The following is a 21,529-nucleotide window of genomic DNA, read 5'->3' as shown; positions in this document are numbered from 1 at the left end:
AGGCGCCTTGGTATCCAGCCTGACGCGCGCGCCCTGATGAATCGAGTCAGCAAGGGTGTCTTTTGACTCCCCCCAGAAGGCAGGCGACGGACGGCAAAAATGTCTAGCGATGACCTCCATCCGCCCGATCCCGGTGAATGCCTGCTGTCGACAACGCTCTAAACCACAGGATTTTCGTGTTTCAGGTCGGGTTCAAGGGCGTCGACCTTGTGGCGACTGTTAAATACCGCTTGATTTCCAGATACCGAATGGTTTTTACTTGCCGCCGTTGACGCCCCCTGCCTGGTCAAAGCATCGAGCGCGGTGACATCAATCTCAATGCAGTAGCAGGTTACCACCCCACAGGAGCTGGATTTTAATGGAATATGCCTTTGTTACAGGCGCTACAGGCCTGCTCGGCAATAATGTGGTTCATGCGCTTTTAAAGCGAAACATCAAAGTAAAAGCACTGGTCCGCTCCGTCGAAAAAGCCAAGAAGCAGTTCGGCAATCTGCCTGTCGAATTTGTCGAAGGCGACATGCTCAATGTCGACGCCTTCAGCCATGCCTTGCAAGGCTGTGATGCCTTGTTTCATACGGCCGCCTATTTCCGCGATAGTTACAAAGGTGGAAAGCACTGGCAGAAACTGTATGACACTAACGTGACCGGTACCGAGCGCCTGTTGCAGGCCGCTTATGCCGCAGGCATTCGTCGTGCAGTCCATACCTCCTCCATTGCCGTCTTGAAGGGCGATAAAGATCAGGTGATCGATGAAACAATGTCTCGCAGTGAATCGGAGGCTGACGATTACTACCTGAGTAAAATATTGTCTGAACAGAAAGTTCAGGAATTCCTGGCGCGGCATCCGGACATGTTCGTTGCCATGGTATTGCCTGGCTGGATGTTTGGCCCTGGGGACATCGGCCCGACCTCATCAGGACAGTTCCTGCTCGACTTTGTCGGACAGAAATTGCCCGGCGTACTGCCTGGAAGTTTTTCCGTTGTCGATGCCAGGGATGTAGCAGAGCATCAACTCGCGGCGATCACACGCGGCCGATCCGGAGAACGCTACCTGGCAGCCGGCAATCACATGGACATGAAAAGCATTTTCCAGGCGCTCTCCAGTGTCAGCGGCGTAAAAGCGCCGGAGCGCAAAGTGCCACTGTTCATGCTGCGTATAATTGCCTTGATCTATGAAGGTTATTACCGAATCACGAAAAAGCCGGTGCTCATCAGCACTTCCACTGTCAAACTCATGGAACAAGAGCAAGGGCGCACCCATTTCAGCCACAACAAAAGCCTGAAAGAATTGCAGTGCAAGTTCCGCCCCGTGACGGAAACATTGACCGATACCCTGGATTGGTATCGGAAAAATAACTACATTGATGCTTAATTGAAACAATTTATATATAGCCTGCCTCTGTAGTACTTTTTTGTCTGACCATAAATTCAAGGATTGAGAGAGGTTGGTAAATGAAAAGCCTTTCATCTAAAGAAGGTTTTCTGCATCGGTTCGTCGGTTTTTCAGAGTCGTTCCCTGAGCACATTGCCATCAGGAACCTGGACGCGGAAGAAGATACCGTCACTTACCGTGAGTTGCGTATAAAGGCTGAAGAGTGCAATGGCGCACTCTCAGCATTAAATGTATTGCCTGGCGACAAAGTAGCGCTCGTTCTACCCAATGGGGTGGAGTTCATCGCTTACTATTTGGCGATCATCGGTCGCGGTGCGGTTCCGGTCATTCTCAACTACAAACTGACGCCATTCGAAATGAACAGCGTCATCAGCATCGCCAGACCGACGCTGGTAGTGACCACCGAAACGCTGTTCGAGCAGCATAGCGAGACATTTCAGCCTGACTACGGCGTTAAGCACTCCTTGGTGTTGAACGCCGCAAGCGAGCCGTCATCGCCCCTGCCCGACAACGCAACGGCGGACTCTCGGCTTCCCCGACAGACCGAGCCCTTGTTACTGCCCGAAGGCAATCCGATTGTCTCGGTACAGTTCACCTACCGGGGCATCGGTAAACCGCTGGCCGTTTCTCACCGCTACCTTGATTTGACGCAATCGAGTGATGGCCTGCATGAGCAGTTTCATCTTCAAGGTGTCGGTTCCGTTCATCTGGTGACGCTGCCGCTGTATGCCATCTTCGGCCTGTCGGTGATGATGGTTTTCCCCTTGAGCGTGGGCGCCACACTGTTAATGACTAACACCCTGCTCAACAGGGATCTGGCAGAAGTCTTGTCCCAGCATAAGGTCACCTTTGCCTGCCTGGTTCCCGACGTCATTCGCTACTTCAATACACGACTGGCCAAACGCAAGGGCGCGCTGTTGCCGTTGCACCCTCACCTGATGATTTATTCGGGTGGCAGCCATTTACCCGCAGACGAAGCCGAGAAACTGGGAAGACTGCTGGGGTGCAATCCGGTGCTGCAAGGCTATGGATTGACCGAGAGCATGCCGGTGATTGTCCAGAGCTCGATTGGCAAGGTCCATCGCGGCGCCATGGGACAACCGATCAGAGGCGTAGAACTACGGGTCGTCGATGCCGAAGGGCGGGATGTCGCACCCGGACGGATTGGCGAACTGCTGATTCGCGGTTCGATGGTGATTGACGGCTATAACGATGCAGAGGACGCCAATGCCCGGTTCTTCCGTGATGGTTGGCTACACACGGGTGATCTGGTCTGGCGGGACGACGACGGGCATGTGTTCTTCTATTGCCAACGCCTGCGAATCTCGAAGATCAAAGCGCAAATGGTCGACCTGACTGAAATCGAATCCATTGCCCTGAAGCACCCGGATGTAGTGCGCGCGAAAGCTTACATCGTCCCGGACAACAAGGAGGTCAACGTACTGCACCTGTGCGTTGAAGGGAGCGGCGACCTGACCCAGAGCGCTGTCTCTACCCTGCTCTCGCGCTACCTCTCGGGCTTCAAGTTGCCCAAAACCATCGAGATCATCTCTCTCAAGGAAGAGATTCATGCAAGCTAATGGCACACAACCGGTACTGGCCGTGTTTGACTTTGACGGCACATTGACCGACAGACATACGTTCTGGCGCTACATGCGTTATATCGTGGGAACCCGATCATTCTGGCTCAGGATCATTCCCCTGCTGCCCAAAATGCTCAGTGTAATCGTTGGCATCACGCCATTGATGCAAGCCCGACTGGCATTCATTGCCTGTTATCTGGGCGGTCTGTCCGTTGAGCAAGAGCGCGAGCATGCCAAGTATTTCATCAGCGAGCTGCTACCGCTCTGGCTCAGGCCCGAGGCCCTGCGCCGGCTGCAATGGCATCAGTCCATGGGGCATGTCACTGCGCTGGTCAGCAACTCGCCGGAAAACTACCTGATTCCCTGGGGTCAGGCAGCGGGTTTTGACTATGTCTGCGGCACTCGCCTGGCGACGGCGAAGAACAAACTGACCGGAGGAATATCAGGTACCAACTGTGTTGAGAGAGAGAAAGTCACACGGCTCAAGGGCTGCCTGAGCAACCTTGATGACTTTTACATTTATGCCTACGGGGATTCATCCGGTGACGATGCCCTGCTCGGCATTGCCAACTCTCCCTTCTACAGAAACTGGTACTAACCGATGAACACTCTGAGCACTTTGGCCCCCAAGCACTTCAGCCAACCCGGTAATACCCCGACAGTCATGATCGTAGGCGCCGGCCCGATTGGCCTGTCCCTGGCAATCATGCTGAAGAAGTGGGGCGTCTCTTTTCGCATCATTGAAAAGAATGCCGGTCCCTCGACCGCTACCAAAGCGATGGCCATCCATTCCAGAACCCTGGAAATTTTCCGAGATCTGGGAGTTGCCGATCAGGCCATCAGCGACGGATTCACTATCAACCAGTTTTCGGTGCAATCGAACGCCAAACGGGTGCTGAACTACAACTTCTCCTACCTGGACGCCACCTACCCCCTGCTCCTCAGCCTGCCACAACCGCAGACAGAGAAGATTCTGCTTGAGCGACTGAACAAGTTGGGAGCAGATGTTGAATGGAATACCGAGCTGGTCGATATAGAAAACCAGCCGGGCTCGGTGCAGATGACGCTTCAGCATGCGGACGGCAGCGCCGAGTCCTTTTCCAGCCGCTGGGTGGTCGCGTGCGACGGTGCTCGCAGCAACATCAGAAAACGTCTTGATATGACCTTCGAAGGATCGTCCTACGACCGCTTCTTCATGCTCGCCGATGCCGATATCGAGTGGTCTGGAAGCAAGGACGAAGGCGCTTTCTTCCTGGGTGCACAGGACGGTTATGTCGCGGTCGCGCCGATCAGCGCTCAATCCCGTTATCGACTTTTCATCGAGATGCCCTACAACCTGCCACCAGAAGGTGAGCGCCCTTCCTTGAGCCTGGAGAACTTTCAGCGGTTGTGCGAAGGACGCGGGCAAAAGATGACGTTGTCCAATATTTCATCGACCACCATCGCCTCTTTCCAACATCGCCGCGTGCAGTCGTTGCAGCAAGGCTCTGTGTTTCTGGTGGGCGACTCGGCTCATATCGGCAGCCCGATCGGTGGCCAATGGATGAACCTGGGGGTTTCCGAGGCCTATAACCTGGCGTGGAAAATGGCCTATGTCGATCAGGGCCTGGCTGATCCATCGTTGCTGGAAAGCTACAACGAAGAGCGTTACCCGGTGGCCCTGGAAGTCGAGAACACGGCACATCGACTGACCGGACTCATTACCGTCAAGCATCGCGCCCTCGTTTGGCTGCGCGACAATGTTCTGCCACTGATAAGCAACAGGCGCAAGGTTCAGCGCAAACTGCCGTCGATGATTTCCGGTCATCAGTACCACTACGGCAAGAGTGATTACATCCAGGAATCGCTGACGAAAAAGCAGCGCATGAATTGGGATAAAAAAGGCAAGAAACCCGAATTCCAGACGTCGGTGCCTCGCGCCGGGCAACTGGCACCCGATGTCGAGTTGTGGCAACTGCAAGGTATGCCGCCAAAGCGCTTGATCGACTTGTTCCACGGAACGTTCACGCTGTTGATTTTCAGCGCAGCCGATCAGTTTTCCCCGTTGTTGCCGGGTTATTACTCGCTGGCCGAGTCGGTGGAGAAGGACTACCCGGGCATCAAGGCTTATTGCGTTATTGATGCCCTGAGCAGCGCCGAACTGCCTTCCTGGCACTCGACGTTGCTGGACCCCGATTGGCGGCTGCACAAGCGTTACCATGCCAAAGCGGGCACGTTGATGTTGATTCGTCCTGACGGCTACATCGCTTTCCAGGGAGCCGATGCAATAACGCTCTTCACTTATCTGAACGTAAGATCCGGGCTGCTCAAAGGAGCCAGAAAAACAACATCTTCCGAGATCGACGCAGTGGAACTCCAACTTTAAGTCGCTATATGGCTACTGCCAACCTGGTTCATTGATTCACACAAGGCCCACCCCTGGGCCAAGACTTTTTATTTCTTGTTTGTAGAAAACATATACCGACTTTGGTTAGGAGAACCTCATGCGCTTCCAACTCAACGATGTTGTGCAGGAATTCATCGTGTCCAATGGAAAAATAGCCAACAGCTATTTTTCTCTTTCAGAAAAAATCATTGATTCACTGTGCGAGTCCAATATCGCAAAAGAATCAATATTGATGCGTTTGCTGGAGCAGGCCGAATCCGTCACTGCGCACTACTTCAATGCTCATCAACAAGTCCTCGAGGGCGTTTATGCCAATGGGATTGAAGCCCCCGTCAATAAAAACCTTGCGGTGCTGGAGCCCGTACACTCGAACCCGGTAATACTGGAATCGACACCTATTGCGGAACAAACACCCGCACTCAACTACGGGCAATGGCTGCGCGCCGAAATAAGTACGGTCACAGGATTCAAAAAAGAACAAATCGACTTCGATCAAAGTTTCGAAAGCCTGGGTATCGACTCTCTCGGCATGGTCGATATTTTCGAATCCCTGGCCCAGCACTTCCCGGAAAAGAAAGAGCTCACCTCGCAGCTCTTTGATGCCCCCACTCCTACCGCCTTGCTGGCGCGGCTTGAAGCCGATCCGCAGGCACCTGCCGTGGATGTCGAAGCATGGGTACTGGAACAACTGGCGAATATCACCGGTTTTACGGTTGACCAGATCGACCAAAAACAAAGCTATGAAAGCCTGGGCCTGGACTCCCTCGTGCAGCTGGACTTCCTGGAGTCGGTCGTCGCATTGTGGCCGCAACTCAAGGCCAACAGCACTGAGCTGGCCAACGCCAAGTATCCGCAGGCAACAATCGCCCTGATTAAAGCCGCCCTGGCCGCCCCCGAGTCGACATCAACACCCGCTACCGAAGTGCAAGCACCTGCCACAACGGACGACCAAGGGCAGGCAAGCAACCTGCTTTTCAACTCCCTGTCACCCCTGATCCCGGACGCGCCACAGTCGATCGACATTGAGACGCCCTTTGCACAGTTGGGGCTCAACGGTTTTGCCCGAGAAGCACTCTGCCAATCAATGGCGCAACAGTGCTCTGCCAGCGAGTTTGCCGGTGAAGCACTGATGTCGCGTCGTACGCCGCAGGACGCCTTGTCGCTTCTGGCACGACTGAGCTGAAGCACTGAGCCGCTGTAAAAAATGGCATGGAATCCGGGTGATCGGACAGATCACCCAGCATTTTGGCAATCAGGAGACAGGGTATGAATGGCGCGGTAACAACAGAGGGCGACTTTTGCTTCAGCGCAATGGCCGGCGAGTTTCCCGGGGCACCGTCAACGGATGCGCTTTGGCATTTGCTGACGCAAGGACAGATAGCACCTATCAATTCGATGCTGACACGCTGGGAACTGGATAAGGCGTCAATCTATTCAGCAAAGGCAGGTGAAAAGGATCGCGTTTACCTGGACAGCGCTTTTTGCCTGACCGATGACGCATCAACCCCTTCACGGCATGAAGGACGGCAGGTCGCCATCGGTAAGAAAGTACTGCAGACACTCCTCGCCCAGCTTGCCGGACAAGGCTCGACTCTGATCAAGGAACGCACCGCATTGGTGGTCGCAACATCCTGGAGTGACGAGAGTTATTTCGTCACCGGCATGTCCGGAAAAACCGAAGCACCACAGGGCTACACGCCGGGTGAACAAGTGGCTGAACTGGCGGCGGCTTTTGCCTTCGGTGGCCCGGCGTTATCGGTCGACACCGCCTGTAGTTCGTTCCCCTATGCAATCGACATGGCTCAGGCCCTGGTCAATAGCGGACAGGCGGATAACGCGATTGTCATGGCTCTGAACACCGTGCTGCCACCGGCACTGTTTCTGGGGTTCTCGCAGTTGACCGCCTTTTCCGCCCGGGCCCAAATGCAGGCATTCGGTCAGGACGCTGACGGTATTGTGCCGGGCGAATGTGCAGTCGCCTTTTTGGTCGAACCTGTATCGCAGGCCCTGATTGCGCAGCGCCGCCCCCTGGGCGTTTTACGGGCATTGGGAATGTCCGCCGATGGCGCCGAAGGTTCAGTGTTTGCGCCTGGCAAACAGGCCCAGTACACGGCTTACCAGCGTGCCTATATCGGTCTTGATCCCAATGACGTGGACTACATCGAAACCCATGGCACCGGTACTCCGCTGGGTGATGCGACAGAGCTGGACTCGCTGAACAGCTTCTTCGCCCCCCATTGCACAGACGGCAAAAAAATCACCATCGGTTCGATCAAGTCCGTCATTGGCCACCCACTGGCCGCCGCTGGAGGCGCTTCGCTCGCCAAGGCGCTGATGATCTTGCGTCACAAAGGGATTCCACCTCAGCCCGACTACCGAACCAGCGCAAAAGTCGACGAGACCAGCCTGCGACTGGCCACAAGGCAGATACAGCCCCTCGCGGACCGGCAGTCAGCGATCCGTATAGGCATCTCGAGCTTTGGCTTTGGCGGCGCCAATGCGCATCTGGTAGTGGATGAATATATTCCCGACAACCGCCCTGTCGCCCCTCAAGCCAACCCCGGCGTGTTAATGCTGGACCTTGCGATTGTCGAGGCTGAAGCAGCGATCGGCAGTCACGGCTCGTTGCAGTCATTCAAGCAACAGCTCGATCGGCCGGCAGCGCCATCAGTCAGTTTCCCTTATGGGCGTTTCGTTGATTACACCCCTGCCCCAGGTCAGCCATTACTGGGCCAATTCCTGGCGCAGGATCGCGTCATTGATATCGACGGTTTCGGCATGGGTCCCAAACCTCTGGCCCATGTCGATCCATTCAAGCTGTTGATCACCGATCGCGTCAATCATTTGCTGCGACGCCTGCCGGGTGTGGCCGGCTCACCCGGCACGGCGATGGTCATGTGCTGCAACATGGGCGGGGAACGCTTCAGCAATGCGTACAGCAGCGCTCACAGCTTCTACTCCCAGGCTCAAGGCACGCCACCGGGCGTGGAGGTAGCGGACGTGGCAACCATGTTGCCGAACATGTTGTCCGGCTACCCGACGCAAATTTTTGACTTCAAGGGTTTCCATCAAACACTGGTCGGCACCCCGGGTCTGTTCTGGCAAACCTTGCTGGCATCGCAGCAATGGTTCAAGAACGGCATAACCACGCTGTTGCTCGGTGCAGGGCGCTTTATCAGCGGTGAAATCGAGATCGAGCGCGCCCGACATTCAGCGACGGTGCAAGGTGAAGGACTGGGGCTGATTGCGCTGCGTCCCTATCAACCAGACGCCAGCGACAAACCTTTACTGGTGATCCGCGCGGCGGTCCTCGCCCATGCCGCGAACTCGCTGGAAGAGGCTTGCCAACTGCTGGGCAAAGAGCGGAGTCAATACCAGAACATTGAAGTCTGCGAGCTGCAACCTGACGCGACTCATGCCAGTGGATCTCTGCAAGAGATTACCGGTTTCCTGGCTGAAGCCAGTGGCATCGAAACCCTGCTGGCGGTGATGTTGAGTGCATCGGCTCACACGGTGATCGAGGTTCGCGAAGCCGGCAAGGCAGTGATGTGGTTGTTTACTGAAAAGCTTCGGGAATGGAGCACGGTGGCCGAACCCGCTCCTGCCATCAAGCATCCCTTTACCCTGCGTTTTGCTCACTCGGCCCACCATGAACTGCAACCGGTGATCCCGCCTGCCCGTCCTGTCAGCCTTGTCCGCGAACCACAAAACGACGGCGTCGACGTGCTGCAACTCAGCGACATGCTGACCAACACTCTGCTCTCAGGGCTGCGTGTCCGGGTTCGCGCCATGGAGAGTCTTTTCGCCCTGCACCGTGGCACTGAAGTCCAGCGCCCGGCGCACTGGCAACGTTCCCCGGAAAACGTCGTAATCACCAACGTCCAGCGCGGCGCTCAGTCACTGCACGCCCAGCTCGTGGTGAATGAAGCGCACCCTTATTTCTTCGATCACCCTCTTGATCACATCCCCGGCATTCTATTGCTCGAGGGCGTGTTGCAACTGATTGAACTCGCCATGCCGCCACTGAGTGGGCGAGTCGCGTATGTCAAAACCCTGAATATCAAGTTCCAGCAATACGTACAAAAGGAGGGTGTGATTGATCTGCATCTGGAACAGGAAAAAGACTCCCAGGTGTTCAATGCCAAGGTCATGCAAGCCGGAAAGCTGATGTGCACCTGCGTCCTTGGGATGGCCTACAGCTCGGCGTTCGAGAAATCGCCCGCCGGCGAGTTCACGGCCACTCGCTGCCGTGACAAGGCCTTGCTGCACAAGGCCAGGGAAGAAAACGTCATCGTCAGTGACATGAGCGGCATCGCTCAGGGCTTGAGCGTGGACACGCTCAAACTGCCGGATGAGCACTTCTTCCAGGAGGGCGACCCCGAGCACCATTCGATGGTGTATTTCCTCGAAGTTGCCCGCCAGTGCTACATGCAGATTGCCCACAGCCATCTGCGGATTCCACTCAACACCCCGATGAACCTGCTGGCCTTGAGTTTCACCCTGGATCGGCCAATCCCCAGGAACAGTCCGCTGTCATTGGCACCGCAAGCGGGTTTTGACGCACAACAGCCGTTCAAAACCAACCGCATCTATATCGACCTGTTCAATCGGGGCGAAAAAATCGGTCAAGCCAGCATTACAGCTCAAGTGCTGAGTCAATCCGCACCCGCGGCCTGAGGCACTCAATTGATCCCACTCTCCCGCATGACCGTGCCCCCAACAATCAAGGTGTCGCCGTGAACGATGTCAAAGTGCAAGTCATAGTCAAATCGCCGCGTGCTGAAATCTGGAATATCTGGAGCAATTTTTCAGAAGCGCCGCTATGGGATACCGACGTTCGCCAGTGCGAACTCAATGGCCCGTTTCAACCTGGAACGCGAGGCAAATGCGTCCTCAAAAATGGCCTGAACATGCCGCTGAAACTGGAAGCAGTGAAGCTGCATGAAAGCTATCGGAACACGGCAAGACTGCTGTGGATCGACCTTGAGTTCGATCACCAGATGCGCAGGCTTTCCCCGAATGAAACCCAAGTCATCCATAGCGCAAAGATCTCTGGCCCCTTGAGTTTTTTATACCGCGGGCTGCTACGCAAAATGCTGAGGGTGGCTGAACAACGAGCGAATGCCATCAGTACCCCAGGGCTCGAAAAACCTGGAACGCATTTGCACCGTGTATGAAATATCCCGGGAGGGAGCGTGTTGCACGCTCGCTCCCGCCCCCCCCCCCGCTTACTTATCGATAACGGCACACTTTGGACCGAGCATGAACCTATTTAAAAAACCTCTGTATCTCATGATGGGCGTCATTGGCATGGGCGTTATTGCCCCTGAGTCCAGTTCCGCCGACACGCTCGGCCCTTACGTCAGCGTCATGGGTGGTCTGAACTGGGTGGCTCCGCAGGACCTTAACCAAAACAACCTCGACTTTGTCGAGATGGAATTCAACCAACCGTTACACTCCGGCTACGCCACCGGACTCGCACTGGGCTGGCGATTCCCCATCGGGCTCAGACCCGAAGTGGAACTCAGCTACCGCAAAAACACCCTGACCCAGTTCAATAACCGGGTCTACGAAGGCGGCGGGAGCATCGACGGGAAAGGCGAAGAGGAAGCCACCAGCGTCATGGCCAACCTCTGGTATGACGTCTTGAACCTGCCAGCCCCCTTCAATCGGTTCACCCCTTACATCGGCGGCGGCCTGGGTTACACCAAGCTGTCGGTCAGTGGCCTGGAAGCCGGCGGCGTCCAGTTCGGCAACACTCATCGCGACACTGTATCGGCCTATCAACTCGGCGCCGGGGTAGGTTACGAACTCACCGAACAATGGTCCATGTCCCTGGATTATCGATACCTCAAGACTCGCGATGCGCACTTCGGTGACATTCAGGGCCTGCCCCAAGGCGATGTGCGTACTGACTACAGCGCCCAGTCATTAATGCTCGGCCTGCATTATTGGTTCTAAGCGGGAAACTCCTCGATAGGTGCAGTTTCACCTATCGAGGAGTCCGGGGGTCCCACCGTATCCCGTTTTTTCGACTAAATAACCGGAATCATATTGTTGATAATCTCACGCGTGTAGCTTGCCAGTTCTTTGGCGCTCATACGCGCGACCTCATCCGCCTCGATGGGTTGATGGGCGACGATACTGACTTCAGTAGGGCGCAATGAGTTGTAGACAATGTCCCCGACAGCAGGACTGATCGTGACTGGAACGATCCCTACTCCCATCTCCTTGGCAATCCGAAAGGCCCCCGCCTTGAAAGGCAGCATATCCCCACCTTTGTTTCGGGTGCCTTCAGGAAAGATCCAGATGGAAGTATTGTCTGCGACAACACTCTTGGAAATCTTGCGCAAGCTCTGGATAGAAGCCCGGGGGCTGTTTCTGTCAATGAACAGGCTCCCCGTCAGCCAATACAGTTGCCCGACCAGAGGCAACCACCTAAGCGATTTTTTACCGACAATAACGGTGCCTGGTTTCAACGCCTCAGCAACAATCAGAACATCATAATTACATTGGTGGTTGGCCACATAGATATATGGCTTGGCAGTGGAGATAGTATCGAATCCATTCACAGCGACACGAACCGAGAATATTTTATTAATCACTGAATATGACCGACAGGCCACATGCAGATTCCTGTTCTTTATAGGATTGATTAACATGTATACGCATAAAAAAGGAAAACTCAGGACAATGAACAGCAACACCAACAACCATCTTACAAACGAAATCATAGGTTACCCGCCTTTTCTGAATCACTTGAGCCGGTGAAAAAACCCTCTCGAACATCATTACGTTCAATCAGCGCGACACCATAAAAACCTTCATCATCAACACACGCCATCACCCCAAAACTTTGGGCCGGAACACCATTCGCCATTTCGGCCAATTGATAGGCGCCCACCAGAGACAGACTCAGAGCCTTCGCCCGATCCAGCATCTCGAACCGCGCCCCGAAGGCACGATTCAGGCTGCTCAAGGACATCTGCCAGGAATCCGCAGCAGCGAGGTTCACTCGACTGACCTGATCAAGTTCAACACCCTGCCCTGCCAGAAATGTGAGTATCAGGTCGATCAGGCCGGCCGAGTCAGAGGAAAATAGACGCCCCGTCATGCATGACCTGACGATCAATCCCTGGACCTTCAGGTCAGCAACTGCCTGAAAGCTGAAAATCGCCGCCGTATCCAGTCGTTTTTCAGCAGGCAGATTAATGCTCTGTGCGTAGAGCGTTCCAAACTCACCGCTAAACGTTTCAATCGCCGTCGTGTAGATATAGTCAGACTCGCCTCGCATGGCAATTCTTAACCCCTGAACTAATGCGTGATAGAAGCTCAACTCTTTCGCGCACAGAGAAACGTTCGGTCCTTTAATGCCATATTTGATCGCCAACTGACCCAATGAAGAATTTATGACGGTATTGGGGATTTGTGCCGGATTGACCTGAAATGCAAAACGACTCTCGTTCGACTCTTTTATCAGTTGAATAACGGTGTCGATGGAACCATTGGATGTTGCACCGATAATGGCTGAACCCGCCAGGGAGTCTCCGTCATTGCCATCCTCGATCAACGACATCGCCGCCAATAGCAACAGGGATTGTCGATCGAAATTTTTCAGCTCACGGCTCGGCACAAGTTCGCCGGAAGCCAGGTCCCACGCAGGTCTTTTTCCGCGATGTAACTCCACGCCCCCTTGCTCGAATACACCGGGCATTTGCAACATGACCCAATCGTTTAAAACCAATGCAACGATAGCGTCACCCGTCATTTGAGATTACCGAATACCAAAATTGAATTATTCCCGCCAAAAGCGAAAGCATTATTGACCGCCACATCGACTTTTCCGGCTCTGAAGCCCTCCGCGACGATGTCGATGGGTATTTCAGGGTCCTGTTCAGAAACATTGATCGTAGGAGGCAATCCCTCGCTTAGCGCAAGCATGCAGGCAATTGCTCCAAAACCAGCCGCCGCCCCCATGCTGTGCCCCATCATTGACTTAATGGAACTAACCGGCGGTGGCGAATGGCCAAAGACCCTCTCAATTGCCATGTATTCATTGCTGTCATTGGCAACCGTACCGGTACCGTGAGCGCATATATAGCCAACCGCTCCAGGCGCGACCAATGCATTTGCAAGCGCCGACTCCATGCAATCGCCAACACTATGATGATTGAGTCTCACCATATGGTCGGCATCACAGTTCATCGAAAACCCGAGGACTTCGGCATAGATAGGTGCCCCGCGACGTATTGCCCGATCGTAATCCTCAAGGACCAGTGCACTACCACCTTCTGCGGTCAAAACGCCTTTGCGGCCTGAATTGAAAGGCGTGCAGTTTTGGTCTGTCATGCTGCCCAATCGATGGAATGTTGCAAACGTGGCCTTGTAGATCGCATCGCTTCCACCGCAAATAGCAAGTTCGCAGTCCCCGGCCTTGATGGCCTCGTAACCGAATATCAACGCGGTGTTACTGGCTGAACACGCATTGCCAATCGTGACTGACTCACCGGTGGAACCTATCGATCTCAAGACATCGCGGCTTATTTCAGACGCAAACGTATGCTGCACTGATGCGTGCAGGCCTGGCTGAGGTTCGGCCATTGCCGTAACCATGTTGTCAATCAGATTGGACTCACCATAGGTCGTGCCGAAATAACAATTCACTCGCTTGCCGGAAATCGCTGCCCGTTCAATTGCCGCATCCGTTAGAGCGAGCTCGGTGGCGGCAAGCGCAAAATGGCTGGGAGTCCCGGAGAGAGCGAAAGAGTCAAAATCCGGAATCAATGTGCTGATGCTGGATTTCACCTCACACCCATACTTTCTTTCAAACCGGTCGGTATCGATTTTTGAAAGCAGTCCCGTGCCGTTTACCCCAGTTTTCAACGCATGAAAGAACGCGTCTTTCCCAATTCCGATCGGGCTGACCGGCCCCAAGCCAGTGACGACAACCCTTCTGCCCTTGCCGGAGCTCATCATGCACACTCAGCCTCAAGCAGGGTCTTGTCGATAAACGAGAGAATTGAATCCACGCTGGTTATCCGTGGAATGTAAGCTTCATTGACTCGGACCTGAAAAGCGCCCTCGATACCGGCCAGGATTTCTATTCCTGACATCGAATCAGCACCGTAAGCCTCTATGAAGTTTTCGTTGTTGCGGATCTCTCCGACGCTGACGCCCAAGACCTGAGAAACAATCTCTTTGATTTTTTCTTCGTGAACGTGAGTCATATAATCTCCTGAAATGACGTTATCAGATAATAAAAGGAATTACTTTGTAGCTGTCGAATTGGTACTGGGTGTAGGCTGCGCCAAAATAATTAACCAACATTTTCTCTTCGCCATGGATTCGTTTAAGAATCAATAAAAGTGCGACAGAGAAGACAATCAGCGCGGCATAAACGCTCGTATAGAAAGCGAAACCCGTGACAATAAGCAGCGTTCCTAGATACGCCGGGTGCCTGATGTACTTGAAGGCGCCGGCCTTGACCAACTCATGATCGGTCAGCAATCGCAATGAGTGCGAAAAATGCCGTCCCAGTATGATTTTTCCATGAGCCCGCAGACCGATGCCACACAAGATCATGAATGAACCCACCATTTGAAATAAGAATTCACTGCGCATCAGCAACTGCAACAGCATGACAATCGATATCGCACACGACACCAGAAATCCACTTTTGATGCCTTTATCGAAAGCGCTATCGCTGTCTGTCTCTTGTAGAAAATACAGTTCTGAACACAACAGAACACTCGCCATGATGATCGGCGGAAGCAACGCTAAACCCGAGTAATAAAGCAGTACCATAGAAGAGCACAACAGTGGTACCAACAAACTGGCGGCGACATCAACTCTGAATGCTTTCAAAATATCCCTCTACCAATACCGATAACTTCGTCCGAGTCAAGATCACGCTCACACCCTTTTCGATATGCCACGGGCAAATGAAAAGATCGTTGAAGCGCGCCCATGGAAATAATTTTCTTTGGCGCCTGAAGAGGTCCATAAAAGACAGAACTTTGTAAATCCTGAACAAGGAGCGTACTTTCACTCTCCGCAACCTGGCATTGTCCTCTGCCGTCTGGAGCCTGCCGTACACTTCGCCGACCAGATCGTTATAGGTCACCGTGTCCTCGCTGAGGAGATAACACGTTTGCAGTGCCTGATCAGGGCTGCGCGCCAACCATTGGATAATGCACTGGGCAATACTTTCCACACCAATGACGTGCAGCGCCGGGAGGTCATCTGTCACCAATGGCAGTAGTTTCAACTTGCACAGTGAGATCATCGGCAACAGGTTCTTGTCATGACGACCCAGTACGGTCGGCACCCGCAAAATCACCCCTTGCACCTTGTTGCTATTTGAATGGATAACTTGCTCTGCCGCCCACTTATCATCGGCGTACGCATCCAGTCTTTTTTCAGGGTTGTGAGCCTTGACGCTACTCAAGTGGAAAAAATTCTTCTTGTCAGCGGTACCAACGTGAATCGACGCCAGTATCTGCTCCGTGAGTACCTTATTACTGTCGGTGCGCGCGCCCAGGCGACTAAGACCGATCCCCGTGCAGTTAACAATAAAGTCACTATCGTTAACTAATTTTATAAACTCCGCAGAGCCGATTTCGCAAGCATCATAACCAGCCCTCGGCAAGCGTGAATGGCGGATAAGCTGAATATCCTTCACTTGGCTGAGGACCTCGTAGACACCCTGTCCGATAAAACCGCTGGCCCCTAAAAGCAGTAACTTCTTCACGTGTACGCAATCCCTTTCATGGTGTTAAAGACTCGACCGAGAAACACCCTGAGCGATAAACCGTGTGAGCCTGCATGCCCTGTTTTTGCAGTGTTTTCCTGACGGTTCTGAGAAACATACCGTGGGATACGACAATCATCGTCTTCCCTCTCCCGGCGCTGGATTTGTAAAGCTCATCGGCGACACTTACAGCCCGAAGGTGTTCTGCTTTTCGGGAGACAGCTCCCAACGAAATCCCCAGCAGCCACAGAACTCTGTGCAGAGCGAACCATTGCCTTAACCCCAATCTCAGGAAAGGAATGGCGCTTACCCGCAGGTCGTACTCCTGTAATCGACTATCTTGTTGAATACGCGAAACTTTGAATAATTTGCACGCCGTTGCATAAGCTCTGTTGACCGGCGAGGAAATGACGGTGGCCTCGGAGGCCAAAAGTGGCTGCGACAAATCCGGACGCTTCAAGAAACCTGTAACTTCATCCTCATCGATATTTGAGGTCTGGTTATATTCTGCCAGAAGCACTTTCGCCGAGGCGGCATTGCAACGCCCGTAATTGACCAACGGTGAGGCGTGACGTATTAAATAAATCACAGCAGATAGACTCCCGTTACAATCGCATTACCGACAATAAACAGAAACGGTGTATCCCACGTATGAGGGGACTTTGCCTCCGTCAAGGTAAGGGCAAGAGGAAAAACAGCACACAGCAGTACAAACTGATGCCATTCAAAATAATCCTTGAACAACACACAAAACAACATCGACATCACGAATACGGTTGCGGACCCTTCCAGGGTTCTTTTGAATTTCTTGTCAACAAAAAATCCTTTGGCAACATACTCGTGTTTTCCAAATCGGATACCGACAGGTTCTGCCAAGCCATCACCAAAGGTGGTGGCTAAAATGGTGATGTAAATCAACTCAATCGGAACACCGACTGCCAACCAGACATATTGCGTCACCCACAATACCAGCAAGCCCGCCACGGTTTGGCTTACCAACCAGGAAAGTGTATGAGGCGAGTCTTCCGGACGATCAATACTCGCAAACATATGCTGTGCAGTCAGATAACGACGACGCGCCCACCCGCACATGCCCAAGAATAAAATAGCCGTGGACACCACAGACAACAGTAATCGCTCATGGGTACTTTGAATGTTGAATAACACAAAGAAAAGGCTGGGCAGCAAGAACATCGCAAAATGCCCAACCTTTCTCGTATAGTTAACCCGCACTCCTTTATTCAGGACTAAAAGCCCCAAACCCTTGCATAGCATAAAATAGAAAAGAACAATCCCTAACAGAGCCGCACCCACCTGGACCATTTCATTACCACTTCATCGACGTCTTAAATAGTAGGCGGGCCTGCACCGCACCGTTACGACTACTGGATAAATACGAGCTGTTTAAATAATCTTTCGCAATGCATCAATACAGTGATCCACATCGGCAATCGTGTGGTTGTACGTCAGGCATAACCTGATTCTGGATTGATGATTCGGCACAAAGGGCGGTACGAACAGTGAGCCCATGATCCCTTTGCCGACCAACTCGGCATTGACCCGGGCGGCTTCCATCGGATCTTTGAATACCACTGGGATCACGGCAGTCTTCGAATAGAGCTTATCGACACCCAGTGAGTCAATTTGCTTATGTGCGTAGCGGGTGAGCTCAGCAAGTTGAAGCCGACGCGCAGCCCCTTCCGTAGCGTTGATCTCCAGCGCGGTGCATGAGGCCGAGGCGACACCCGGTGAAACCGACCGTGAAGCATTATAGGTAGGGCAGCGGAACCGGACTCTTTCAGCGAACGCCTCATCCTTGAATACAACGAACCCACCGGATGAGCCAAAAGCTTTGCTCATGGTACCAACTATGTAATCGATCTCTGAGACCACTCCAGCCGATTCACAGGCCCCTTGGCCTGAACCGCCCAACATACCGACACCATGAGCGTCATCGATGTAGATTTCGAGGCTCGGATGGATCTGTTTCAACCGAGCGATCTTGCCGAGATCAGCGACATCACCRTCTGCCGAGAAAACCCCATCGGTAATGATCAAAATTCTCTTGTCTTGATTCAGTCGGACTAATTGCTCCAGCATTTCGACGTTGGCATGACTGTAGGCCCTGAATGGACGGCCCGACAATTTCACACCGTCCCAGATCGACACATGTGACAATTTATCCAACAGAATCAGATCAGCATGCTCAGCTGCCAACGGGATAACACCAAAATTCGCCTGATAAGAGGTGGTAAACATCAGCGATGTTCGCCCTGCATACAAATCGCTAAAGCTATTTTGCAGGCGCTCATGGTATTCGGTGAAGCCACTGAAAATCATCGGGCCGCCGATGTTCGAACCGTACTGCAGGATGGCGGCAATAGCCGACTCCTTCATGCGTTCGTGATTTGAAAGCCCCAAATAGTCGCACGATGCAAAGTTCAACATTTTCCGACCATCCGCGAGCGTCATATCCCGACCGCAGGCAGAACGTACTTGAGGAAAATATGTGTAATAACCCAGCTCTTTCGACTTTAATGCAACATCATCAATACGCATAAGACTCTCATTCTACCGGCGCAGTATATCTATAAATGCGATAGGCTCTTTCGTGACAAATACCGTCCCGGGTGAGATGACGCATAGTTCGAAGAACCATGACATTATCTTCCAGCATCCAAGACACGCTAATTCTGCTACGACCGACCTTGCTCAGCGCGATGGCGGTCAACTTTAAAGTGAGCGCTATCGACAATCCTTTACGTTGATACTCAGGAGCGACGCCAGTAAAAAAAGCGCGGCCGTACAACCCCTGCTCATTCATGGCGGGTGCAAACATAGTAAAGCCGACAATTTTATCGTCATGCTCGGCAACCAACGCCGATATGTTTTTAATATTACGCGAGGCTATTTCAAACTGTTCTTTTGACGCAGGGCTGTAACCCCAATTTCGCTCCCAAGATTGATTATAACAGTCTGCTAACAATTGGCTTCTGGCAACCAATTCGTCTTGCCCGTAGTGATGGAACTCAATACCCGTCAATCGCTGAGTGAGCTTTTCTTCCAAGGCATGCTGTTGATACCCTTGAGCGGGCGGTTGAAAGACAATTTCAACCAGGTCTTTTTCCTTTCGGAATCCTGCCTGCACCAAGGCATCAGTCAACTCAATCGTATTTGATGGCAACGAAAACACATTGAAATCAGACTCAAATGTGCGCAGCCCTCGCTCAATCAAGAATGAACTGTGGATAGGGCCTACCAAGTCAGACACCCGCCGAGGCAGCAACCGAGTACTGTTTATATACTCAATTGCACAGCGCATCAGCTGCTGGAGGACACTCGCCACCGGCACTACTATCAGCGTTGAAAAGTACGCACTGCCAAGCCCGTTGACCTTGCTCTGCTTGTCGAAATGCACGATGCAAAAAGCGACTATCTCGCCACTCTCGTCCTTCCAGGCTATCGGTACATTATGCTCAGTTGCGGAGTGCTCGCAGGCCGCTGTCACTCGCTGCTCAAGCTGTTCCTGAGTGCGGCCCACCACCGAAATACGTTCGTCCAAGCACTTCAGGGCATACCAATCGCATGCCGCCAAACCTATGACTCTACTCATCGGCATTCTCGACTATCATTCGCTGTAAAGTTTTTAGGCGGCCAGACGCAAAGCGCTAGTGGTTTTGTCGTCGATTTCGATCCAGAAGGGAACGATACTTTTGTTGTCGATCAGCCGCGGCGGCGAAATCCTGCATGTATTGACGCCCATCCGTTTTAGCAAACGCTCATTGCCTACAGCACTGAACGCGATCAATCGAAACGCGCCTTTTGAGCGTGCGACGTCAATCACTTCCCTCACCAATTTCACCGTATTTTTCCAGGCCTGTTCAGCACTCAATACCTGGCCTTTCGGGTGGCTAATAGCGAACCGGGAGAGCTCCCATATACCCGCAGAGAACGGCGGAGGGTTCCCTCCCATTAAGTGAGGGAATACATCCCCCAGCAGGTATGGACGATTAGTAGGAATTAACCGAGCGCAACCAAATATTTCGTGATTATGATCACAGGCCAAAACATATACCGTATCAGGGCGATCGAAATCATCTAACTCAACCCCCTCCTCACAACGTAGAGGCCAGCCTAACTCTTTAACGAATACCTGATACCTATATTTAGCGAGCGCACATGCCATCCCAGGCAAAAGATCATTAACAGTCCCTGTTATAACAGTTAGCATGACAACCTCTCGGCAAATGTTATCCGGCCAGTACAACAAATCGAGAGCTGTATTAGTAGCTGCCCAAATGGGCAGGTTAATTAAAACCGCATCCAACAATGAGCAACATCAACGGTTAAACAATTGACAATTTTTATCTGACTGAGTTGAAAGTTGCGCCCTCCCTGTGGCGAGGGTAAAAATCCAGGCACTTAGAAATATCGACTTTCTAGCACTGACGTACTAAAAAATACAGAGAGCTACTGCGTCCTTGCGGGAGATTTATCTGTGCTACGGACCTTACCGGACGTGGTATTGCCGCTGTATTCAGCAAATATTGATACACTCCAGGGCTACCTCCCTGGCACGCTCCAATTCTGTATAATAGCCCCCCGCCCTTCTCACTGGGGGCGCTGACCACGGAAGGTAGTATTGGTGAAAGAATGGCGCGAAGACTTCATTGAGTTAGTTTCTGGCTGCACTTCTGAAAATGAATTATTCAATGAACTGGTTAAAATAACTTCCAACCTGGGATTCGAATTCTGCTCCTACGGACTAAAAATCCCCTTATCGTTAACATCCCCGCAATATTTTCTACTTTCAAATTACCCTGCCCCTTGGGAAGAAAAATATGTAGCCGAACATTATTTTTCCCAAGACCCCACTGTCAAACATGGGTTAACACGGTCCATTCCCTTGCGCTGGTCAGCAGAGCAGCAAAGTCAAAGTCTGAAATTCTGGGAAGAAGCGCGGCATTACAACCTAAATCATGGATGGTGCCTTTCATCGCAGCGCGGATTCAACAGTATCGGCTTACTCTCTGTTTCCCGCTCCAGCGAATATATTTCACCGACAGAACTGGAGAGTAAAGAGACCAAGCTAATTTGGCTGACTCAGTTAGCGCATGAATCCATGACGCGTTTCTTTTCCGAAAAAAACATACCCGAAATATATAAACCACTGACCGCTCGAGAAAAAGAAACCTTGAAATGGACGGCCATTGGAAAAACTTATGTTGAAATCAGCATTATTCTAAATATCGATATTCGGACCGTGAAATTTCATTTAGTCAATTCCATGCGTAAACTTCAAGCATCAAACAAAGCCGAAGCAGCGGTCAAAGCATCCTTGATGGGTTTGCTGTTCTAAGCACAATATGCCACAACGCCTGAGACCTGTATTTTTCAACCGGTCAATCTTCGTGCTC

20 protein-coding genes are annotated in these 21,529 nt (G+C 52.5%); 9 read left to right on the top strand and 11 right to left on the bottom strand.

All coding sequences use genetic code 11. The features are described from left to right. Nucleotides 1–358 precede the first annotated feature (358 nt). The 8 genes from AC1DIS_RS08820 to AC1DIS_RS08785 all read left to right on the top strand — a co-directional run bounded on the left by AC1DIS_RS08820 (nucleotide 359) and on the right by AC1DIS_RS08785 (nucleotide 11,323). Nucleotides 359–1,372: an SDR family oxidoreductase gene (locus tag AC1DIS_RS08820; RefSeq protein WP_018927950.1), complete on the top strand. Its 1,014-nt coding sequence runs from the start codon at nucleotides 359–361 to the stop codon at nucleotides 1,370–1,372. A gap of 80 nt (nucleotides 1,373–1,452) precedes the next feature. After that, nucleotides 1,453–2,973: a class I adenylate-forming enzyme family protein gene (locus AC1DIS_RS08815; RefSeq protein ID WP_064617441.1), complete on the top strand. Its 1,521-nt coding sequence runs from the start codon at nucleotides 1,453–1,455 to the stop codon at nucleotides 2,971–2,973. After that, the gene (locus AC1DIS_RS08810) at nucleotides 2,963–3,574 is read left to right on the top strand and encodes an HAD-IB family hydrolase (RefSeq protein ID WP_018927948.1); all 612 of its coding nucleotides are present in this window, start codon (nucleotides 2,963–2,965) and stop codon (nucleotides 3,572–3,574) included. Before AC1DIS_RS08815 ends, AC1DIS_RS08810 begins: the two co-directional genes overlap by 11 nt. 3 nt (nucleotides 3,575–3,577) lie before the next feature. Continuing rightward, nucleotides 3,578–5,341, top strand: coding sequence for an FAD-dependent monooxygenase (locus AC1DIS_RS08805; protein ID WP_018927947.1), 1,764 nt, complete (start codon nucleotides 3,578–3,580; stop codon nucleotides 5,339–5,341). A gap of 118 nt (nucleotides 5,342–5,459) precedes the next feature. Next, complete coding sequence (locus AC1DIS_RS08800) at nucleotides 5,460–6,545, top strand: acyl carrier protein (RefSeq protein ID WP_477744397.1); 1,086 nt, start codon at nucleotides 5,460–5,462, stop codon at nucleotides 6,543–6,545. Nucleotides 6,546–6,628: 83 nt separating this feature from the next. Continuing rightward, nucleotides 6,629–10,039 (top strand): beta-ketoacyl synthase N-terminal-like domain-containing protein, encoded by a 3,411-nt coding sequence (locus AC1DIS_RS08795; protein ID WP_477744396.1) that lies wholly within the window; start codon nucleotides 6,629–6,631, stop codon nucleotides 10,037–10,039. Between the two features lie 59 nt (nucleotides 10,040–10,098). Beyond that, a complete protein-coding gene (locus tag AC1DIS_RS08790; protein WP_477780831.1) occupies nucleotides 10,099–10,539 on the top strand; it encodes an SRPBCC family protein in 441 nt (146 codons plus the stop codon). An 85-nt stretch (nucleotides 10,540–10,624) separates the two neighbouring features. Beyond that, complete coding sequence (locus tag AC1DIS_RS08785; RefSeq protein ID WP_018927943.1) at nucleotides 10,625–11,323, top strand: outer membrane protein; 699 nt, start codon at nucleotides 10,625–10,627, stop codon at nucleotides 11,321–11,323. Nucleotides 11,324–11,397: 74 nt separating this feature from the next. On the opposite strand, the gene AC1DIS_RS08780 is transcribed toward AC1DIS_RS08785, so the two are convergent. The 11 genes from AC1DIS_RS08780 to AC1DIS_RS08730 form a co-directional block, all read right to left on the bottom strand. Next, complete coding sequence (locus AC1DIS_RS08780; RefSeq protein ID WP_477744394.1) at nucleotides 11,398–12,096, bottom strand: lysophospholipid acyltransferase family protein; 699 nt, start codon at nucleotides 12,094–12,096, stop codon at nucleotides 11,398–11,400. After that, entirely contained in the window at nucleotides 12,093–13,130 is a 1,038-nt protein-coding gene (locus AC1DIS_RS08775) for a hypothetical protein (RefSeq protein ID WP_477744393.1), read from the bottom strand. The genes AC1DIS_RS08780 and AC1DIS_RS08775 overlap by 4 nt, the downstream gene beginning before the upstream one ends. After that, entirely contained in the window at nucleotides 13,127–14,338 is a 1,212-nt protein-coding gene (locus AC1DIS_RS08770) for a beta-ketoacyl-[acyl-carrier-protein] synthase family protein (protein ID WP_086945669.1), read from the bottom strand. Before AC1DIS_RS08770 ends, AC1DIS_RS08775 begins: the two co-directional genes overlap by 4 nt. Beyond that, nucleotides 14,335–14,589, bottom strand: a complete 255-nt coding sequence (locus AC1DIS_RS08765; protein WP_086945670.1) for an acyl carrier protein — start codon at nucleotides 14,587–14,589, stop codon at nucleotides 14,335–14,337. The genes AC1DIS_RS08770 and AC1DIS_RS08765 overlap by 4 nt, the downstream gene beginning before the upstream one ends. 22 nt (nucleotides 14,590–14,611) lie before the next feature. After that, nucleotides 14,612–15,226, bottom strand: coding sequence for a methyltransferase family protein (locus AC1DIS_RS08760; RefSeq protein WP_477744392.1), 615 nt, complete (start codon nucleotides 15,224–15,226; stop codon nucleotides 14,612–14,614). After that, nucleotides 15,207–16,112: an NAD-dependent epimerase/dehydratase family protein gene (locus AC1DIS_RS08755; RefSeq protein ID WP_192351281.1), complete on the bottom strand. Its 906-nt coding sequence runs from the start codon at nucleotides 16,110–16,112 to the stop codon at nucleotides 15,207–15,209. The genes AC1DIS_RS08760 and AC1DIS_RS08755 overlap by 20 nt, the downstream gene beginning before the upstream one ends. A 16-nt stretch (nucleotides 16,113–16,128) precedes the next feature. Then, nucleotides 16,129–16,701 carry a histidine phosphatase family protein gene (locus AC1DIS_RS08750; protein WP_477744391.1) on the bottom strand — a complete coding sequence of 191 codons (573 nt, stop codon included), beginning with the start codon at nucleotides 16,699–16,701 and terminating at the stop codon, nucleotides 16,129–16,131. Then, on the bottom strand, nucleotides 16,698–17,426 hold the full coding sequence (locus tag AC1DIS_RS08745) for a hypothetical protein (protein WP_477744390.1): 729 nt from the start codon (nucleotides 17,424–17,426) through the stop codon (nucleotides 16,698–16,700). The genes AC1DIS_RS08750 and AC1DIS_RS08745 overlap by 4 nt, the downstream gene beginning before the upstream one ends. A 90-nt stretch (nucleotides 17,427–17,516) precedes the next feature. After that, nucleotides 17,517–18,671, bottom strand: a complete 1,155-nt coding sequence (locus tag AC1DIS_RS08740) for an aminotransferase class I/II-fold pyridoxal phosphate-dependent enzyme (RefSeq protein ID WP_086945675.1) — start codon at nucleotides 18,669–18,671, stop codon at nucleotides 17,517–17,519. 7 nt (nucleotides 18,672–18,678) lie between these two features. Then, a complete protein-coding gene (locus AC1DIS_RS08735) occupies nucleotides 18,679–19,674 on the bottom strand; it encodes a GNAT family N-acetyltransferase (protein ID WP_158245525.1) in 996 nt (331 codons plus the stop codon). Between the two features lie 84 nt (nucleotides 19,675–19,758). Further along, nucleotides 19,759–20,343: an acyl-homoserine-lactone synthase gene (locus AC1DIS_RS08730; RefSeq protein ID WP_192351278.1), complete on the bottom strand. Its 585-nt coding sequence runs from the start codon at nucleotides 20,341–20,343 to the stop codon at nucleotides 19,759–19,761. 414 nt (nucleotides 20,344–20,757) lie between these two features. Between AC1DIS_RS08730 and AC1DIS_RS08725 the strand changes: the two genes are divergently transcribed. After that, complete coding sequence (locus AC1DIS_RS08725) at nucleotides 20,758–21,471, top strand: LuxR family transcriptional regulator (protein WP_477744389.1); 714 nt, start codon at nucleotides 20,758–20,760, stop codon at nucleotides 21,469–21,471. The last annotated feature ends 58 nt before the right edge of the window (nucleotides 21,472–21,529 follow it).

Source organism: Pseudomonas sp. 05N433, from assembly GCF_056396925.1.
This window is presented reverse-complemented; position numbering and strand designations above follow the sequence as displayed.